Source organism: Maridesulfovibrio ferrireducens (assembly GCF_016342405.1).
Taxonomy (GTDB): Bacteria; Desulfobacterota; Desulfovibrionia; order Desulfovibrionales; family Desulfovibrionaceae; genus Maridesulfovibrio; species Maridesulfovibrio ferrireducens_A.
In genome coordinates this window covers 28,890-45,281 of the sequence record NZ_JAEINN010000005.1, presented here as the reverse complement: position 1 = coordinate 45,281, position 16,392 = coordinate 28,890, and the positions used below count along the sequence as shown (strand labels likewise).

The 16,392-nt window shown below is 42.2% G+C and carries 17 protein-coding genes and 1 tRNA gene; 12 read left to right on the top strand and 6 right to left on the bottom strand.

What is annotated here, in order from left to right; all coding sequences use genetic code 11:
- The 4 genes from JEY82_RS06890 to JEY82_RS06875 all read left to right on the top strand — a co-directional run bounded on the left by JEY82_RS06890 (nucleotide 1) and on the right by JEY82_RS06875 (nucleotide 6,269).
- Entirely contained in the window at nucleotides 1-1,767 is a 1,767-nt protein-coding gene (locus tag JEY82_RS06890) for an HD domain-containing phosphohydrolase (protein WP_304084165.1), read from the top strand.
- A gap of 92 nt (nucleotides 1,768-1,859) precedes the next feature.
- Nucleotides 1,860-3,119, top strand: a complete 1,260-nt coding sequence (locus JEY82_RS06885) for an ABC transporter substrate-binding protein (RefSeq protein WP_304084162.1) — start codon at nucleotides 1,860-1,862, stop codon at nucleotides 3,117-3,119.
- A complete protein-coding gene (locus JEY82_RS06880) occupies nucleotides 3,116-5,614 on the top strand; it encodes an ATP-binding protein (RefSeq protein ID WP_304084160.1) in 2,499 nt (832 codons plus the stop codon). The genes JEY82_RS06885 and JEY82_RS06880 overlap by 4 nt, the downstream gene beginning before the upstream one ends.
- Nucleotides 5,615-5,627: 13 nt before the next feature.
- Complete coding sequence (locus tag JEY82_RS06875; RefSeq protein WP_304084157.1) at nucleotides 5,628-6,269, top strand: putative molybdenum carrier protein; 642 nt, start codon at nucleotides 5,628-5,630, stop codon at nucleotides 6,267-6,269.
- Nucleotides 6,270-6,285: 16 nt separating this feature from the next.
- On the opposite strand, the gene JEY82_RS06870 is transcribed toward JEY82_RS06875, so the two are convergent.
- Nucleotides 6,286-6,603 (bottom strand): Hpt domain-containing protein, encoded by a 318-nt coding sequence (locus tag JEY82_RS06870; RefSeq protein WP_304084154.1) that lies wholly within the window; start codon nucleotides 6,601-6,603, stop codon nucleotides 6,286-6,288.
- Nucleotides 6,604-6,636: 33 nt separating this feature from the next.
- A complete protein-coding gene (locus JEY82_RS06865; RefSeq protein ID WP_304084151.1) occupies nucleotides 6,637-7,941 on the bottom strand; it encodes an OprO/OprP family phosphate-selective porin in 1,305 nt (434 codons plus the stop codon).
- 224 nt (nucleotides 7,942-8,165) lie between these two features.
- On the opposite strand from JEY82_RS06865, the gene JEY82_RS06860 reads away from it, so the two are divergent.
- From JEY82_RS06860 to JEY82_RS06845, 4 genes are all read left to right on the top strand, one after another.
- Complete coding sequence (locus JEY82_RS06860) at nucleotides 8,166-8,552, top strand: helix-turn-helix transcriptional regulator (protein WP_304084148.1); 387 nt, start codon at nucleotides 8,166-8,168, stop codon at nucleotides 8,550-8,552.
- A complete protein-coding gene (locus JEY82_RS06855; RefSeq protein WP_304084146.1) occupies nucleotides 8,549-9,685 on the top strand; it encodes an SO_0444 family Cu/Zn efflux transporter in 1,137 nt (378 codons plus the stop codon). Before JEY82_RS06860 ends, JEY82_RS06855 begins: the two co-directional genes overlap by 4 nt.
- Nucleotides 9,686-9,734: 49 nt before the next feature.
- Nucleotides 9,735-9,902, top strand: a complete 168-nt coding sequence (locus JEY82_RS06850) for a hypothetical protein (protein ID WP_304084143.1) — start codon at nucleotides 9,735-9,737, stop codon at nucleotides 9,900-9,902.
- Between the two features lie 166 nt (nucleotides 9,903-10,068).
- The gene (locus JEY82_RS06845; RefSeq protein ID WP_304084141.1) at nucleotides 10,069-10,611 is read left to right on the top strand and encodes a hypothetical protein; all 543 of its coding nucleotides are present in this window, start codon (nucleotides 10,069-10,071) and stop codon (nucleotides 10,609-10,611) included.
- A gap of 21 nt (nucleotides 10,612-10,632) precedes the next feature.
- On the opposite strand, the gene JEY82_RS06840 is transcribed toward JEY82_RS06845, so the two are convergent.
- From JEY82_RS06840 to JEY82_RS06830, 3 genes are read right to left on the bottom strand one after another with little or no spacing between them, the layout of a single operon-like run.
- On the bottom strand, nucleotides 10,633-11,649 hold the full coding sequence (locus JEY82_RS06840; protein WP_304084138.1) for a glycosyltransferase family 2 protein: 1,017 nt from the start codon (nucleotides 11,647-11,649) through the stop codon (nucleotides 10,633-10,635).
- Nucleotides 11,646-12,569: an ATP-binding protein gene (locus JEY82_RS06835; RefSeq protein WP_304084136.1), complete on the bottom strand. Its 924-nt coding sequence runs from the start codon at nucleotides 12,567-12,569 to the stop codon at nucleotides 11,646-11,648. Before JEY82_RS06835 ends, JEY82_RS06840 begins: the two co-directional genes overlap by 4 nt.
- A 6-nt stretch (nucleotides 12,570-12,575) precedes the next feature.
- Complete coding sequence (locus tag JEY82_RS06830) at nucleotides 12,576-12,773, bottom strand: hypothetical protein (protein WP_092159747.1); 198 nt, start codon at nucleotides 12,771-12,773, stop codon at nucleotides 12,576-12,578.
- Nucleotides 12,774-13,230: 457 nt separating this feature from the next.
- Here JEY82_RS06830 and JEY82_RS06825 point away from each other — a divergent pair, with 457 nt between their 5' ends.
- The 4 genes from JEY82_RS06825 (at nucleotide 13,231) to trpS (ending at nucleotide 15,510) form a co-directional block, all read left to right on the top strand.
- A complete protein-coding gene (locus JEY82_RS06825; RefSeq protein ID WP_304084133.1) occupies nucleotides 13,231-13,596 on the top strand; it encodes a response regulator in 366 nt (121 codons plus the stop codon).
- A gap of 144 nt (nucleotides 13,597-13,740) precedes the next feature.
- Nucleotides 13,741-13,817 (top strand) — tRNA-Trp (locus JEY82_RS06820).
- A 35-nt stretch (nucleotides 13,818-13,852) separates the two neighbouring features.
- The gene (locus tag JEY82_RS06815; protein WP_304084132.1) at nucleotides 13,853-14,491 is read left to right on the top strand and encodes a site-2 protease family protein; all 639 of its coding nucleotides are present in this window, start codon (nucleotides 13,853-13,855) and stop codon (nucleotides 14,489-14,491) included.
- Nucleotides 14,492-14,514: 23 nt separating this feature from the next.
- Nucleotides 14,515-15,510: a tryptophan--tRNA ligase gene (trpS, locus tag JEY82_RS06810; RefSeq protein WP_304084131.1), complete on the top strand. Its 996-nt coding sequence runs from the start codon at nucleotides 14,515-14,517 to the stop codon at nucleotides 15,508-15,510.
- 107 nt (nucleotides 15,511-15,617) lie between these two features.
- Here trpS and JEY82_RS06805 read toward each other — a convergent pair whose 3' ends face one another.
- Nucleotides 15,618-16,385, bottom strand: coding sequence for an aminotransferase class IV (locus JEY82_RS06805; protein WP_304084129.1), 768 nt, complete (start codon nucleotides 16,383-16,385; stop codon nucleotides 15,618-15,620).
- Nucleotides 16,386-16,392 lie beyond the last annotated feature (7 nt).

Below are 16,392 nucleotides of genomic sequence, written 5' to 3'. Positions count from 1 at the left end.
ATGAACAATCACATTAAACCGGAAACACGGTTAAAGAAATTTCTTAAGCCAAAAAAGTTGAAAGTTTTTTTTAAAAAAGCACAACCTTTACTGCCTGAGAACTCTTTACTATGTATTTACATTGGCAGTACTCCGGTTTTTTGTACTGACCCTTCGCTGTATCCGTTTGATAAAACAATCTTCACTCCTATAGCTAACGCCACAGATGAAGACCTCAGCATTGGAGTTTCTCTCCAGAATTTAGAAGAATTATCTGAAAAAGAACGGAATCAGATCAAAGCAGTTCTCGAATTCATGTCATATTCCATGGCCGGTCATATTGAATCCGAGAAAGCAAGACGCCTTCTGGGAGAAGAAACTCTCGCTAAATATAGAGAGCTGGCTCTACTGCACCGATCTATTGTTGAGCTTAACAATTCGCTCAGACTGAAAGATGTTATCAGCGCTCTGATTCAAGAATGCAGAACCTCTGCCCTTCCTGCTGAAATGGGCGCAGTATACCTGCCCGAAGAAGATGGCTTTACCATTTTTGACAGTTTCGGAGCGGTCAATGCAGGAACTTTTGAAAAGCTGGTAGAATGCCCTCTTTTTAAAGATATCATCGCAAGTCTGCGCGGTGAAATTTTAAATGATGTCAAACTGGACTGCCGTTGCGGAAGTAAGCTGTGTGATAACATCAGATCTTTACTTATAATGCCCATCCCTTCTCCTAATTTATGTGAAGGGGTTCTTATCCTGACATCTCAATGTGTCAATGCTTTCAGCGCCGCCCACCTGAAACATGTTGCCACTCTGGCATCTGTAGCAGGCATATCAATAAGCAACGCTTATAACTTTGAATCTATCAGAGTCCTCATGGACGCGCTCCTTAAAGCTCTTGCCGAAGCGATTGATGCCCGGGACCCATTCACAGCCGGACATTCTGACAGAGTAGCTCATCTAGCTGTTGCTTTTGCACGTCTCATCTCGCTAGAGGATGATAAATTCCATGAACTCTGTTTCACAGACGAGCACCTGCGCGAAATTTTCTATTCCGGCATTCTTCATGACATAGGTAAAATCGGTATCAAGGAGGAAGTGCTTACTAAAAAGACTCGCCTTCCCAAATCAATGCTTGATGTCATAGGCATGCGCATGAAGCTTTTCGGCATTCACTACCAAAAGGAATGGGAGCCTGATTACAAGAGGCTTAAACAAATAAATCTATCTCTTTGTCCACATCAGGAAGATCTGGATTTCATCCACACTATCAGTGAAGTAAAATTCAAGATTAACGGTTCATCTATTCATCTGCTGCACCCTGAAGAGCGGAAATGTCTGCTTGTACGCAAAGGCAATCTGACTTCTGAAGAAAGACAGGAAATTGAACGTCACCCTGCAGAGAGTCAGCGAATTCTTGAACATATTCCGTTTCATGATGATCTCTCACAGCTCCTGACTATTATCGGCCAGCACCACGAACGACTCGATGGCTCTGGATACCCTGAAGGAATCAAGGGTGATGATATACTTATTCAAAGTCAAATTTTAGCCATAGTCGATATCTATGATGCGATCACGCAGGAACGCCATTACAAACCTGCAACTCCGCAAGCCCGCGCATTAAAGATTCTTGCCGAAGAAGCCGAAGAAGGAAAACTGAATAAATCTCTGGTCAACTTTTTTATTGATAACATTCTTCAAATCGAAAAAGGCGCTGACTCAATCAATCTGGATCGCCCAGCATCACCTAGATTCTGCAAAATACCTAGAAACAACTTAAACTGATCTGACGGAGACGAAAATATCTACGCGTAGCAAAACTTCGCAACAGGTAATGAATATCGTCAGAAAGCGACTAAACTTATAGGGTCCCCGTTATGAACAGGCTTTACATTAAAACCATCTTTTTTGCTGCTGCACTTTTTATGCTGTTTTCACCTGCCGCGATCTATGCAGAGGAAGTCGACAACGATACAAAACCTATTCTTCTCGGCATGTCTGCCGCCTTTACCGGACCAAGCAAAGGACTCGGGATTGAACTATACAGAGGCTCACAAGCTTATTTCGATCAGGTAAATGCAAACGGCGGGATCCGTGGCCACAAAATTATTATCAAATATTACGACGACGGATACGACCCGCTGCCGGCTATTCGAAATACCATTAAATTAATTGAAAAAGATAATGTTCTCTGTTTGTTCAACTATGTTGGAACCCCGACAGTAACAAGAATTCTTCCTGTCGTTAAACATTTCAATGCCGTTAAACCTGTTTACCTTTTCTTCCCCTTCACCGGCGCTCAGCCGCAAAGAGAATTTCCATACGAAGAGTATGTTTTCAACCTGCGCGCATCATACAGACAGGAAACATGGGGCCTCGTGCACAATTTGTTTATGATAGGCCGCAACAGAATTGCTGTTTTATATCAGGCAGACGCCTATGGCAGAAGCGGATGGGACGGAGTTAAAAAAGCACTTACAGAAAAAGATCTTAATATTGTAGCAGAAGCTACTTATAAAAGAGGAGCTGGCTTCGAAAGTTCCATGAAAAGACAAGTAGAAATACTTGCAGAAACAAAACCGGACGCAATCATTTCAATCGGAGCCTATGAAGCAAGTGCGGCTTTTATCAGAGATGCAAGAGATGCAGGACTCGATATCCCGATATGCAATCTCTCTTTTGTCGGTAGCGATAACATGCTGCACCTCCTTAAGAATCTAGAAAAAACCAGCAATAAAAAATACACCGACAACCTGATAAACTCCCAAACCGTTCCAAGCTATGAAGATACTTCCCTTCCAGCTGTACGCGACTACCGAAAAGTAATGACCGAGTCCCCGCCCGCTCCGCCCGAAGGGTTCGGAAAAGATTACGAGCCACTAAAGTTCAGTTTTATCAGCTTTGAAGGATATCTCACGGCTAAAGTAATGACGAAAATACTCGATAAAATGATGCTTAGACAAAACTATGGCAGCCTTTATGCTGCTACTTTATCCATAAGAGATCTTGATATCGGACTCAATACCCCCGTCAGTTTCGGCCGGGGTAAGCATCAAGGTCTTGACGAAATATACTACACCACTGTTTCCAACGGTAAATTTGTACCTGTGAGAAACTGGGCGAGGTGGAGCAAATGAAAATGAGAATGTCTAAAATTTTTCAAAAAACTCTACTTCTTAACTTCGTGTTATTCGGAGTTATATCAATATCTATGTCGCTTATGTCCGCGCTTACGCTCTACAATCATATGGTTGATGAGTACATAAGCAAAGGCAAATCCATAGCCAGTAGCATTGCCGGTTCCAGTGTAGAGATTCTGCTCAATCGGGATTCCTCAACCATCCAGTCAATGATTGATCAATTTAAAGCTATTGACGGAGCTGCATATGTATACGTTCAGGACGAAAACGGGGACATAATATCACACACATTTGTCCCTTGCGTACCGGAAATTCTGAAACATAGCACCTCGCACCCTGACGAAATTTCAGTAAGAGAAATTACCCTTCCTGAAACGGGAAAAGTGATTGATATTACCAAGCCTATTCTTGCAGGCATGGCCGGATACGTTCATGTCGGGATGGATAAAGAACTAATCAACAAGTACGTGTGGATAGCAATTGCAAAACTGCAAATTGTAATGTTTTTTATTTTTTGGGGCAGCGTATTTCTATTGTATTTGAGTGTTAACCGAATTTCGGAACCATTAAATAAATTAACAGAATACGCCCGCAAATTATCAGATCATGACTTCACGGCATCGGTTGAAATAACTTCAAATGACGAAATAGGGCTCCTCGCCGGAACGATGCAAAACATGGCTAGTGAACTGACCACTATTATTTCCGGCCTTGAACGAGCGGTAACTAATGCGACAAGTGAGTTGCAGGATACACTTACCTATATGAAAGTTATCATGGACAACCTTGCCGACGGCTTGTTGGTAATTGATGTCTATGGAAAAATTTCTCTCACAAATCCGGCTCTTTCAGACCTTTTCGGACTGGAAGGACAAGATGTCAAAGGGAAGGACGTTAAAAATTTCTTCACCGATGAAATGAATCAGCTCTTTAATTTAGTTAAAGGCTGTGAACAAGAAATATACACATCAGAAATAACCCTGAACAAACGAAGAATCGGGAAAGCGGTAGCAACTCCTATTCATAAGAAAGATTCCGAAGACGGCACAGCATTGTGCCTCGGAGCGGTTATTCTCGTCAGGGACATTACATATGAAAAAGAAGTGGATAATCTGAAAACTGACTTTATTTCCACTGTATCCCATGAACTTAGAACTCCCATGACTTCCATTTTGGGTTTCGCCAAAATTATTAGAAAAAAACTCGAAAAAACTGTTTTCCCGCAGTGCCATACAACAGATAAAAAAACTCAAAGAGCTATGAATCAAGTTCAAGATAATATTGGCATTATCGTTTCGGAAGGTGAGCGCTTAACGGACCTTATTAATGATGTGCTGGATATCGCGAAAATGGAATCAGGAAAAATTGACTGGAAAAATAATCCTGTTGATATGGAAGAAGTTATCAACGTTTCAGGACAATCAACCAATCCGCTGTGGATGTCTAAAAATCTTGACCTGCAAGTTGATATTGAAAAGAATCTGCCCACAATATACGGCGACCGGGACAGAATTATGCAGGTCATGATGAACCTGATTTCTAATGCTGTTAAATTTACTAAATCCGGAACCATTACTTGCACGGCCCGCGCTCATGATGATGAAATATTAATCAGTGTAAGTGATACAGGAAGCGGTATTTCACCGGAAGATCAAAAGAAAATTTTTGAAAGATTTAAGCAAGTCGGAGACACTTTAACCGGAAAACCAAAAGGAACGGGACTTGGTCTGCCGATCTGTAAACAAATTGTTGAACACCACAACGGACGCATCTGGGTGGACAGTAAGCTCAGCGCAGGAAGTTCCTTTCACTTCACATTGGCAAAAGGAACTCCTGATACAAAGGTAAACTTTGTCCCGGCCCATAGCAAAATTAACTCTGTAGGAAGACGCCCCGGCGAAAAGAACAGCCCTCTGATTCTGGTTGCTGACGATGATCCGGCTCTCAATGAATTTTTATCACAGATTCTAGAAGAGGAAGGATACAGAATAATTACTGCGGTAGATGGAGTTGAAGCTGTTGAAGTGGCAAAAAAACAAATGCCCCAGCTCATAACCATGGACCTTAAAATGCCGCGTATGGACGGTGCAGAAGCAATCAGGCAGTTACGCATGGACCCGTCAACTCGTCATATTCCGGTCATTGTTATCAGTGCTCTTGCGGAAGGACAGAAAGCCGGAGGAGATGCAGCCCTCATCAAGCCCATTGACGATAGGAGGTTGATTGAAACTATCCACGGAATGCTGCAGGAAGATCTGATCATGACAGATCCTTGTATGGTGCTCGGAATGGAAAAAGCCGCACCAACTCAAAATTTACTGGTAATCTGCCCCGGAAAAATCAACTACTGCACACCTTCTGAACTTTGGAACCAGATTGAACAAGGCTTTAAGGGCACTTTATTTATACCGGCTGAGATCAGCACAACGCTTGATCTGGACAGAATTTCAAGTATTCCAGAAGTGCAGCTTGTTATTATACCAGATAACTGATATTCATTCCTCTATGAAAAGACCAGCAACATACGGAACTAAAAAATATATATCGTGCGGAAACTGCTCATGGACAGGACCGATTGAATCATTTGAGTTGATTCCGGCCCTCATAAGCAGTTTTAATCAAGTCAGTTGTCCCAACTGCGGCTCATTGCTCAAAGCAGAAGGCAACACATTTCAAACTGATATTTTAAAATTACCCGCTGAATTCAGAATAATATCAGGCGGACAAACAGGTGTAGACCGGGGCGCTCTTGACGCAGCTATTCACTTGGGAATCCCTCATAATGGGTGGTGCCCTAAAGGAAGAAAAGCCGAGGACGGCATAATACCCGAAAAGTATAATCTAAGTGAAATGGATGTCAGCTACTACTGGAAAAGAACCGAACAGAACGTTCTTGATTCAGATGGAACATTGGTCTTTCCGGGAAAGTGTAAATCGAAAGGAACAGCTCTCACCATAAAACTGGCGCGCAAACACAGCAGACCCATAGCCGTAATACCTCTGGATTCCCCCCTCGCAATCGAAACAATCAGGGCTTGGATAAGTTCCATGCAAATCAGCGTACTCAATGTTGCCGGCCCTAGAGAAAGCGGTTGTCCCGGTATATACTCGACTGCGAAGACTTTTTTGATTGAAGCTCTACATTAGCAAAAATTGCTTGCAGTTATGTGGATGATTCAAATTTCACCGATTCAAGCAATTCATGCAACAAACTAAAAAGATGCTTCAAAATTTCAGAAGCTTCATTCTCTGCCGCATGTTGCAGGTCAAGCAAAATCTCGGCATAAGACTCAAATCCATATGTCAGAGCGGCGCCTCGCGAAGAGTGAGCCTGCTCCTGTAACTTATCAAAATCATCCTTACTTAAAGTTTCTTCCATATCCGCTAATTCCTTAGCTAGCGTTTCAAGCAAAATCGGCACTAAATCAATCAGTGCCGACTCTATAAAAACTATATTCTTACTATCCTCAGAATAGACCATTAAACTCTCTCTTCTTACGTTAAATTACTTCTGCTAAAAATAAAACATTATCCTGCACTGATAAATATCCATTTCACCGTTGCTGAGAGATGAATTATCCCTGCCTGCAACTCCGACATGCATATAGTTACCGGCAACACGGGTATGAGCGTTAAGATACCAGTTCAAAGCGAGTCCAAGGTTATCCTGAACACCGCCCCGGACATTGGCGTGATAGTCATTCATATCTGTATGCGAATACTGCGCAGCAACTTCTAAAGCACCCCATCCCCCCTTCAAGGGATTGAAAGGTTCCTTAGGATTAATCGCTCCGAACACACCTTTTCCAGATTTGAAAGGCTTGCTTTCTCCAGTAAGAATATACCCTACATCAAAATGATAACCTGAGAAAAAGGCATTATTGCGATCTTTTGTATTGAGATAAGCGGATGTATATTCACTCTGAAACCAGAACTGATCCCACTTTCCTGCAAGTTCGAGGTTCATAAGATCCTGACCGTAAGCGGGTATTGAACCTGTGCCGGTAAGTTTTATTATTGAAAGATTAGAACCTGTGGAAGGAGAAAAACTAGTAGGCTGCTTATCTGCATCCAAGAACTGATGTGAATATCCGAGACCTACGTGAATTAACTTTTTACCATCATCTTCCTGATAAGGACGCCAACCTACGCGACCCGTTAAATCAATTCCGGAATTGTCCTCTGTAAATGCATTATCAAGATAATTACATTTATTGAAAACACCCGCAGCAGCATTAATCCGCCCATCTAAGTAACTATTCTCAAACTGAATACCAAGGTTACGAGCCTGCGCAAAAACAGAAGCCGGAGAATACTCCATCATAGTAGAACCTGTCCGTCCCATCAAAACTGTCATAGAAAAAGGTTCTTTGAAATGCCCCACCTTAATCTTTCCAAGGTAAGGAATATCCTTTACCTGTCCCCAGAAATCTTGAATCTGTCCTCTTTTGCCTGCTATTTCATATTCAAAGTGAAACTCATAACGATCATAAAGTTTTAAATTAATCTTAGGTCTAGCCCATCTTACTTCTTCTTTGTGTTTCTGAACCGGGTCATAAACCGACCCTACCCTGCTATCTTCATTTATTTGCGCCCAGTCAAAACTATAAAGGCCGCCTATTTTAATCTGGACGGTCTTATCTTCATTTTCCCAGCGAAGACGTTTAACCCAATCCATTGTAATAATTTCATCAGCAACGTCGACCTTCGTGTCTTTACCTTCCTCCGCCGCTGCATAAACAGTCGGAACAAGTAAAAGAACGAACAAACAGCTCAAAAAAAAGATAACACCCTTACGCACTGCATTAACCTGATTCATTACAATCCCCGGATAAACTTATATTTATTTTGAAATGACAAACTTTAAAAATTTCATGTGACATTATATAATTTTAAGCATTACATCAAATCATTAAATTAATTAATAATGAACCCTTTAGAATTCATGATGATACTAATAACCACATTTACAACTTGACCTCCTTAACGTAAGTATTAATATATGAACATATGTTCACACATCAACACTTAGGGGTTATCTGAATGAAAGAAATAAAAGATACATGCGACGGGCATAATCCAGATCCGGCAGCCATTGAAATAGTAAGAAGTAAAATTTGCTCCAGCCAGACAATGGAAGATGTCGCTGCAACTTTTAAAATACTTGGCGAACCCGTAAGAATTTCAATATTACATGCGCTTTCTATACAAGAACTGTGCGTATGCGATCTTGCGGAACTATTAAACATGAGTCACTCCGCGATATCCCACCAACTTAGAATCCTTCGCTCTGCACGAATGGTACGCTTTACGAAACAAGGACGAAAAGCATTATACAGGCTCGATGACAGCCATGTTGAAACAATCATCCAAACAACTCTGGCGCATCTAAAGAATGAAGGATGCACCCCTGACAGGAAAAATAAATGATCGATATATTAACTAAAATCGCATTCGAATCATGGGAAGTGCTACTTCAATCCGCACCTTTCATGCTCTTCGGATTTTTCGTTGCAGGACTTTTGAAAGCGTTTGTAGGACCGGAATTCATATCTAAAAACCTAGGCTCCGGTAAAATATCAGACGTATTCAAGGCATCACTTCTCGGAGTTCCTATTCCGCTTTGCAGTTGCGGTGTGATACCGGCAGCGGCTCAGTTGAGACAGCAAGGAGCGAGCAAAGGAGCAACTACATCCTTTTTAATTTCTACTCCTGAAACAGGTGTGGACTCAATCGCGGTAACATATGCTCTGCTTGATCCCATCATGACAATACTAAGACCTGTGGCGGCATTTATTACTGCTGTTATCGCAGGGATTATGGTCGACAGAAACGAGAAAAAAAACGGAACCCCCCCTCAATTAATACCCGATGCCATTCTCTTTCAACATACACATGAACACGACCATGCCCCCAGCAAAGAGCAAAGCTGTTCAAATCAGACTGGTTGCTCCGGTTGCGGCTGTGAAAAATCAGAATCCCCGTCGACTTTTATGGGAAAAGTTTCCAGTGGAATGAAATACTCATTCGGTAACCTGTTACAGGACATAGGCTTATGGTTCATCTTCGGAGTAATTCTGGCGGGTATGTTCGGAGCTCTTATTCCTGACGGGTTCATTGAAAAGAATCTCGGAGACGGATTTATGCCGCTATTGATCATGCTTGCAGCCGCTGTTCCGCTCTATGTATGCGCGACAGCATCAACTCCGATTGCAGCAGCACTTGCTCTTAAAGGGCTCTCTCCCGGTGCGGCACTGGTCTTTCTGCTTGCAGGTCCGGCAACAAACGCGGCATCATTTACCGTTATTGCCAAACTTCTAGGCAAGCGGTCAGCCTTCATTTATCTAGGAACTATAATTGTCTGCTCACTATTGCTTGGCATGCTGACAAACTGGCTGTACTATTCCTTCGGGCTCAGCATTACCGACTGGGTTCAAGGCGGAGCTGAAGACGTTCATGGCATTTTCTATACCGTCAGCGCGATTGTTTTAATTGCATTAATCGCTGTCCCCAGACTAACAACAATGATCAACGGAAAATCGGAATCAGGTCATTCTCACTAATTATGAACTGAAAGTACGGCCGAAGATTAATGATAAAAAGGAGAAAGCTATGACAGGTGAATTAGTCGAAGGCATCATTATAATGCTGGTCATTGTTTTTGCGATTTTTTACATGGTTAAAAAAAGTTCCCGTCAAGCTCTAAACGACATGACCTCACAGCAGGACGAGTCGGCGGAAAAGGCAGATTCTACAGATAAAGAAAGAGACAAGAATTAACTTATTTTATAAATTGTCTGAAACAAAGCCCTCTTGAATTATTTCAGGAGGGCTTTTTAACTTGATAGATTCACCTTGTACCTCTCTTTCCCGCCCCTTGTTGCCCTCAAAGTAAAATGTTATCGCTGGTTTAAATTGCAAAAACCTTTAGCTTTCAGGATACTTAATGGACGACAGCACAACAGAAATCGAAAAACAATTGAATGAACTTCGTGGCTCAGAAAATTTTATCGGATTCTGTGCTTTTGACCTTTTTCTTGATGACGATGAAAGCAGAAGAAAAGACGGTGTTCTTAAAATATCCCGTCACAACCATACGCCTGAAACCGGTTTTTTGAAATTCACCTTTATTGTAGACGTTTACGGTGACAAATTAATTCGAAAACAGGTGCTTGACCTTTTTGCATCATTTCAGGATACAAGTGCTGATTCTGAAATGGACCCTAATTTCATGTACATTCGCCCACCGGAACCAGCCACTCAAAAAGATAAAGCATGGTTTATCGGGGAAGTCTTCTTCCATTTCGATTCCGCCGGAGCAGCCTCGAAAGAAAACGTTGTTAAATTTTTCATCCCTTTCCTGACGCTGCGTTTGCCCGTTGAATTCAGTGATCTTGAATGGTGGGAATCTTCAGCGGATGAAAAGAATCTCCCGCAAAAAAAATCCGCGATCAAATCGATCACGGATTTCATTAAAAGCAAATTTTAATCTACAGCGTCAAAACCAGAATCAGGCCAATAAGTAATCTTTACCCATTACATACCCGCGCGCTTCAAGGAACTGAGAAACCTCGCTCCTTGCGCCGCGGCTGGCCACATATGAAAGAAGAAAAACTTCACCCGGCGGAGGCAGATCATTACGATGAATAACCAGTCGACCTTGAATCTTTTTTCCGACTTTACGCGGATCAACATCCACAAAAAATTCCGTTTCAACTCCGAGACTTTCCAGTATGCTATACCGCTTGCGGGCTGTTCTAGCTGAACCTATGACTCCAACCTTCGGATGATTAGGATTTCTTTTTTTCAGCCAGCGATAAAGATATTCACTTTTAATGCGGTAAAAAGCATCCACTGTATACTTAGGATGATTTCTAGAAAGGCGCTGTGGCGGATCATTCCAAACTAAAAGCTCTTCATCCACCTTCTGCATCTGCACGCCTGCTTCAAGCCAGCGAAGGACCAATTCATAATCTTCGGGAAAATCGCCATCACGGAACGAACCATGCTCCTCAACTAATTTGCTTCGCATCATTATCGAAGGATTGGCAAAGGGAAACTCCACAAAACGATTCAATGAGATTTCATCCGATGCAACCAGACTATTTATCCAGTCAACATAATAAGCATATCCACCACACTTTTCCCGGTCGCCGCCAAAAGCAACACGACACCCTGCAAGACCGACATCCGGATTATTATCTAAAAGCTCCGCCTGTTTTTCAATACGGCAAGGTAAAGCCAGATCATCCGCATCCATCCGGGCCAAATATTCACCCTGCGACGCTTCAATTGCACCGTTTGCAGCGCCGACAACCCCCTGATGATCTAAAAAAAGCGGCTTAACGCGAGAATCAAGAGAAGTATATTTTTTGAGAACAGCCGCGGTCTGATCACTTGAACCGTCATCGACCACTACTAATTCTAAATTTTCAAAAGTCTGCCCTAGAATACTCTCAATGGCCTGCCCTACCGTTGCTTCGCAATTGTAGCAGGGCATTGTCACTGAGACTTTCGGGCCGATCATTTTGCAGCCGCCACCAAAGCTTCATCGAGTTGTTCACGGATTCTGCACACGCCGCATAGACCGACAGAAGTAGGACAACCGCACTTAGAACAAGGCTCAACTTCGTAATCTTTCTTTTTATCATGGATAGTAGCAAAAGCGGGCTGACCGCGATCAAGAAATCCACCATAAAAAGCACGCTTTGAACCGGGACTGCGAAGTTCCTGATTTCTCCAGATCATCTTGTGCCCGGTAAAACTAGCGCCGGAACTGTAAGGACATGGAAGATGGTGATATGGAATCCCTTTAAGGAATGAAAAATTAGCCGATTCAAATTCTGTGACTCTGTAAAGCGGCTTAACTTTTTTGGCGAATCCATCTTCAGCAGGAAGAAGAGGCCCCTGATCAGCCAGATACGCCTGATCCCAGCGCAGAGTATTGGCAAAAAGCCTTGCAACTTCATCGTCAAGATTATGACCTGTTGCCAGAGCTGTATATCCGTCTTCAATGGCTACTTTATTGAAGTAATGCCGCTTGAATTTCCCGCACACGGAGCAGATAGGACGCCTGATATGTTTCTTGATCAAAGGCATAGGAACGCCTTCTTTCTCAAGTTCCACAACCTTCAAAGCATATCCCTTGTCTGCACAAAAATCTTCGACAACCGATCTGGCTTTTTTAGATGAATCAAAAATACCCAGATCAATGTGAAGACCGGTAACATTATACCCCAGCTCAGCAAGAGCATACATAAGCCCCAGAGAATCTTTACCGCCTGAAAGAGCGACCAGAACTTTGTCGTCCTTTTCAAGCAGCTTACGTTTTCTGATTCCTTCCGAAACCTGTTTCATGAAAAAACGATCGTAACAAACTGGACAAAAAGCCGTATTGTGACTGGGCAGAGCTACAACTGCCTCAGCTTTGCAAACTTTACATTTCATATCAATTTACCCGACCGAAACTACTTTTCTCAAAATAATTTCATCATCTTTATTAATTTTGCGATCCTGAGTTAAAAGCTCACCATCTCTTATTACCAGAGCATCCGTGTAATGAAGATTATACTTATTCAACAATTGCAGCGCTGTATTGATTTTCGTAAAGGTGACAGTTTCGCCCTCAGGCTGAAGTAAAACTTTAACCATAGGTCGCCTCCTTGGTTTATTGAGTTCAAATTATATTCGTTACCGGGAACAAGGGATTTAGCTCTTAACCCAGATTTCATCAAGCTTTTCGCTCTTTAAAATAAAAAAATAAACTTGCTTTTCTAGACAATGGTTAAAAAAATAAACTTTCTTAAAAATTTAACAGGCAAAGCTTATCTTTTATGCTATTCTACAAGTAAGAATTAAAAATCATAACATCGCAAAAATGACGGACAACAATCGATTTTTTTTAAACAACTCAACAGTCCGTCCTTATAGGAGACCAAAGAATCATGGAAATTAATAACACTCTAGTTTTGTTGAATTTTGTAATGGCCTCTTATTTTTTTATACACTTTTACAAAAATACAGCTAAAAAAATATTTATTACTGTTGACCCGAACTCGAATGTTGAACTAAAGTAGTTAAGTGAAACATGACTTAGAAGGAGTTTGATATGACTCAGCCTACTATTTTAGTCGTTGACGATGAAAAACATATACGGATGCTTTATAAAGAAGAACTTGTTGCCGAAGGATATATGGTTGCAACTTCTGATGGCACCGAAGACATTCTTACTGTCATCCAAAGAGAGTCTCCAGACCTCGTAATCCTTGACATCAAGCTTGGAATTAATCGTTCCGGACTGGATCTGCTTCAGGAAATTAGGAGACAGGACCAAAGTCTTCCAGTGATTTTAAGCACCGCTTACGACAGCTTCAAACATGATTTGAAATCAATTGCCGCTGATCACTATGTTGTAAAGTCAGTCGACTTAAGTGAATTGAAAATGAAAGTGGTCCAAGCTCTCAGCAGTTCATAAGCTCGAGAATCAGAGCAAAAAAACACTTTTACTCTTTTTTTTAAGGAGTCTGTGAAAATCAGACTCCTTTTTTTTCTTGCCCATGCATAAAGTTCGTGATAGCACCCACATGGATTCTTCGTCAGTGAAGAGCTCCATAAATGCAGGCCAGTAGTTCCAACGGCTAGAACGCCGGTCTCCAAAACCGGATGTTGGGGGTTCGAATCCCTCTTGGCCTGCCATTTATTTTTCTTCAAATTGCGAACAAAGGACCTCAATGTTCGACATCGCCAATACAATCAAAGAACTAAGCATACTTGCTCTCCCTTTTCTTCTAGCAATCACATGTCACGAGGCTGCTCACGGTTATGTAGCATGGCTACTTGGCGACCCGACTGCAAAAAATGCAGGAAGGCTGACGCTTAATCCTTTGCGCCATCTTGATCCTATGGGAACATTAGCTCTGGTTCTCACCCGCATGATAGGCTGGGCCAAACCTGTTCCGGTCAATCCGTCATACTTTAAAAACCCTCAGCGTGATATGATGCTTGTTTCATTGGCCGGGCCCGCCGCCAACATGCTTCTGGCAATTATGTTCGCAATGGTGCTGAAAGGTATTTTCGCTCTAGATCTGCAAAATATTTCTCCAAACATGCTGCGAGTTCTCGAACCCACAGCATTGATTGCGAAGACAGGCGTTATCATTAATCTGGCGCTTTGCTTCTTCAATCTCCTTCCCCTGCCTCCGCTGGACGGAAGTAAAATTCTTGCCGGGTTTTTACCACGGGAAGCAGCTTACAAATATCTCTCTTTCAAATATGGTTTTGTTATCGTCATCCTTCTGGCAGTCTTAGGGCTTCTCGGTAAAATCATCAGCCCGGTTATATTCTTTTTTTATAAACTACTGCTCAGTTAAATCATTAACCTTACTATCGGACCATGAGTAATACAAAAAATTGCATCGTTTCAGGAATGAGACCTACAGGCCGTCTTCATCTAGGACATTATTTCGGAGTTCTCGTAAACTGGATTAAGATTCAGGAAGACAACGAATGTTTCTTCTTCGTTGCGGACTGGCACGCTATGACCAGCGAATACGCTGACCCCAGACGAATCAAAGGCTTTGTTCCAGAACTCGTTAAAGACTGGATTGCCGCGGGACTTGATCCCGAAAAATGTACAATTTTCCACCAGTCTCAGGTAAAAGAACACGCGGAACTGCATCTGATTCTTTCCATGCTGACTCCGGTCGGCTGGCTTGAAAGAAATCCAACATACAAAGAACTCCGTCAGGAACTGTCTCAAAAGGACTTGGCAACTTACGGTTTCCTTGGTTACCCCGTGCTTATGGCTTCCGACATTCTTATGTATAAGCCAACGCTTGTACCTGTAGGACATGATCAGTTGCCCCACCTTGAACTTACCAGAGAAATTGCCCGCAGATTCAACCATCTCAACGGCGAATTTTTCCCTGAACCGGAAGCAATGCTGACAGAAGATGCTAAACTTCCGGGCCTTGATGGCCGCAAGATGAGCAAAAGTTACAACAACGGAATTTTCCTCGGTGAATCTGTCGATGAAATGCGCCCCAAAGTTATGAGCATGCTCACAGATTCAAACAGACTACGTAAAGCTGATCCGGGTGATCCGGAAGCTTGTAACCTGTACCCTTATCACAAGCTGTTCACAGACACAGAGAAATGCGCTGAAATCGAAGAAGGCTGCCGCAATGCTTCTTTGGGTTGCGTAGACTGTAAAAAACTCTTAGCAGAGAATATGGCTAAGTTCCTTGAGCCTATGCACGAACGCCGCAGAAAACTTGATGAAAATCCAGACATAGTCTGGCAGGTTCTTGCGGAAGGCACAGCAAAAGCCCGTATAAGAGCGCAACAGAATATGGAAATAATTCGCGAAAGAATCGGGTTCGATTTCTAGTTCCCATTCAGTTTTCTGACCATTAAAATATAAAAAGCCCTTTCACATCATGTGAAAGGGCTTTTCTTATTAGCGTAAGCTTACCAATCGTTGCGTTCAAAACTGCTTTAATTCAATTCCAAAATCAGTTTTGTAATCTTTTGGGAAATTTTATGCTCAGTTTCGAAAACAACATCTCCGATGGCTGAAACAGGGCTCATTCCGCCAAGTGAATTTAAAGCAAAAACATGATCAAACTCATGCACAGACTCTAAAAAAACTGGTTCAGATTCAATTTTTAGATGCTGATCCGTAATTGTTTGTGTTGTTCCCGCAAGTTTATATTCAGTCTGCGGTTCGATGTATCTGTTTCCTTTCTTGAAAAGGAGCGAGGCAAATGAGGTCTCAAGCACCCTGCCTTCAAAATCAAGCAGCAACGCGTCATCAAAACCGGAATCTTGAGCCGTCTGCCACGCATTGAGATAATCCATCCTGTTCATGCTCTTATGACGCATCAATCCAGTCAAAAAGACATCTTTTGCGGGCATAAGTGACCAGACTCTATCTGAAACATGTTCAAATAAAACAGCTGTAACAATCGGAGCTGTTTTTCCACTTTCAACTGGAAAAAATATATTCACACGCGCAAAGCTGTCTTTAAGCGCGTTAGCTTCAACAACCTCGTTAATAATTTTTTCGTAATCAAGGACTTCCTCAATGATATTAAACTCACGAAGACTTGCTCTTGCACGTTTAAGATGCAAATCCAGATGACACACTTTATGTCCGTTCCATGCCAGAGTTTCGAAGAATCCGTACCCTGTTCGAAATCCCGGCTGAGACAAATTCATTTGCACAGAATCTTCAGCAAACTTTCCGTTTCTATAATAAATCACGAGCCCT

What these genes read in the sequence shown, in the direction of transcription:
- JEY82_RS06825 (WP_304084133.1), top strand. Translation starts at nt 13,231, where the DNA reads ATGACTCAGCCTACTATTTTAGTCGTTGACGATGAAAAACATATACGG.
- JEY82_RS06830 (WP_092159747.1), bottom strand. Translation starts at nt 12,773, where the DNA reads ATGGTTAAAGTTTTACTTCAGCCTGAGGGCGAAACTGTCACCTTTACG.
- JEY82_RS06840 (WP_304084138.1), bottom strand. Translation starts at nt 11,649, where the DNA reads ATGATCGGCCCGAAAGTCTCAGTGACAATGCCCTGCTACAATTGCGAA.
- JEY82_RS06890 (WP_304084165.1), top strand. Translation starts at nt 1, where the DNA reads ATGAACAATCACATTAAACCGGAAACACGGTTAAAGAAATTTCTTAAG.
- JEY82_RS06860 (WP_304084148.1), top strand. Translation starts at nt 8,166, where the DNA reads ATGAAAGAAATAAAAGATACATGCGACGGGCATAATCCAGATCCGGCA.
- JEY82_RS06870 (WP_304084154.1), bottom strand. Translation starts at nt 6,603, where the DNA reads ATGGTCTATTCTGAGGATAGTAAGAATATAGTTTTTATAGAGTCGGCA.
- JEY82_RS06875 (WP_304084157.1), top strand. Translation starts at nt 5,628, where the DNA reads ATGAAAAGACCAGCAACATACGGAACTAAAAAATATATATCGTGCGGA.
- JEY82_RS06865 (WP_304084151.1), bottom strand. Translation starts at nt 7,941, where the DNA reads ATGAATCAGGTTAATGCAGTGCGTAAGGGTGTTATCTTTTTTTTGAGC.
- JEY82_RS06855 (WP_304084146.1), top strand. Translation starts at nt 8,549, where the DNA reads ATGATCGATATATTAACTAAAATCGCATTCGAATCATGGGAAGTGCTA.
- JEY82_RS06880 (WP_304084160.1), top strand. Translation starts at nt 3,116, where the DNA reads ATGAAAATGAGAATGTCTAAAATTTTTCAAAAAACTCTACTTCTTAAC.
- JEY82_RS06885 (WP_304084162.1), top strand. Translation starts at nt 1,860, where the DNA reads ATGAACAGGCTTTACATTAAAACCATCTTTTTTGCTGCTGCACTTTTT.
- JEY82_RS06850 (WP_304084143.1), top strand. Translation starts at nt 9,735, where the DNA reads ATGACAGGTGAATTAGTCGAAGGCATCATTATAATGCTGGTCATTGTT.
- JEY82_RS06835 (WP_304084136.1), bottom strand. Translation starts at nt 12,569, where the DNA reads ATGAAATGTAAAGTTTGCAAAGCTGAGGCAGTTGTAGCTCTGCCCAGT.
- JEY82_RS06815 (WP_304084132.1), top strand. Translation starts at nt 13,853, where the DNA reads ATGTTCGACATCGCCAATACAATCAAAGAACTAAGCATACTTGCTCTC.
- JEY82_RS06845 (WP_304084141.1), top strand. Translation starts at nt 10,069, where the DNA reads ATGGACGACAGCACAACAGAAATCGAAAAACAATTGAATGAACTTCGT.
- trpS (WP_304084131.1), top strand. Translation starts at nt 14,515, where the DNA reads ATGAGTAATACAAAAAATTGCATCGTTTCAGGAATGAGACCTACAGGC.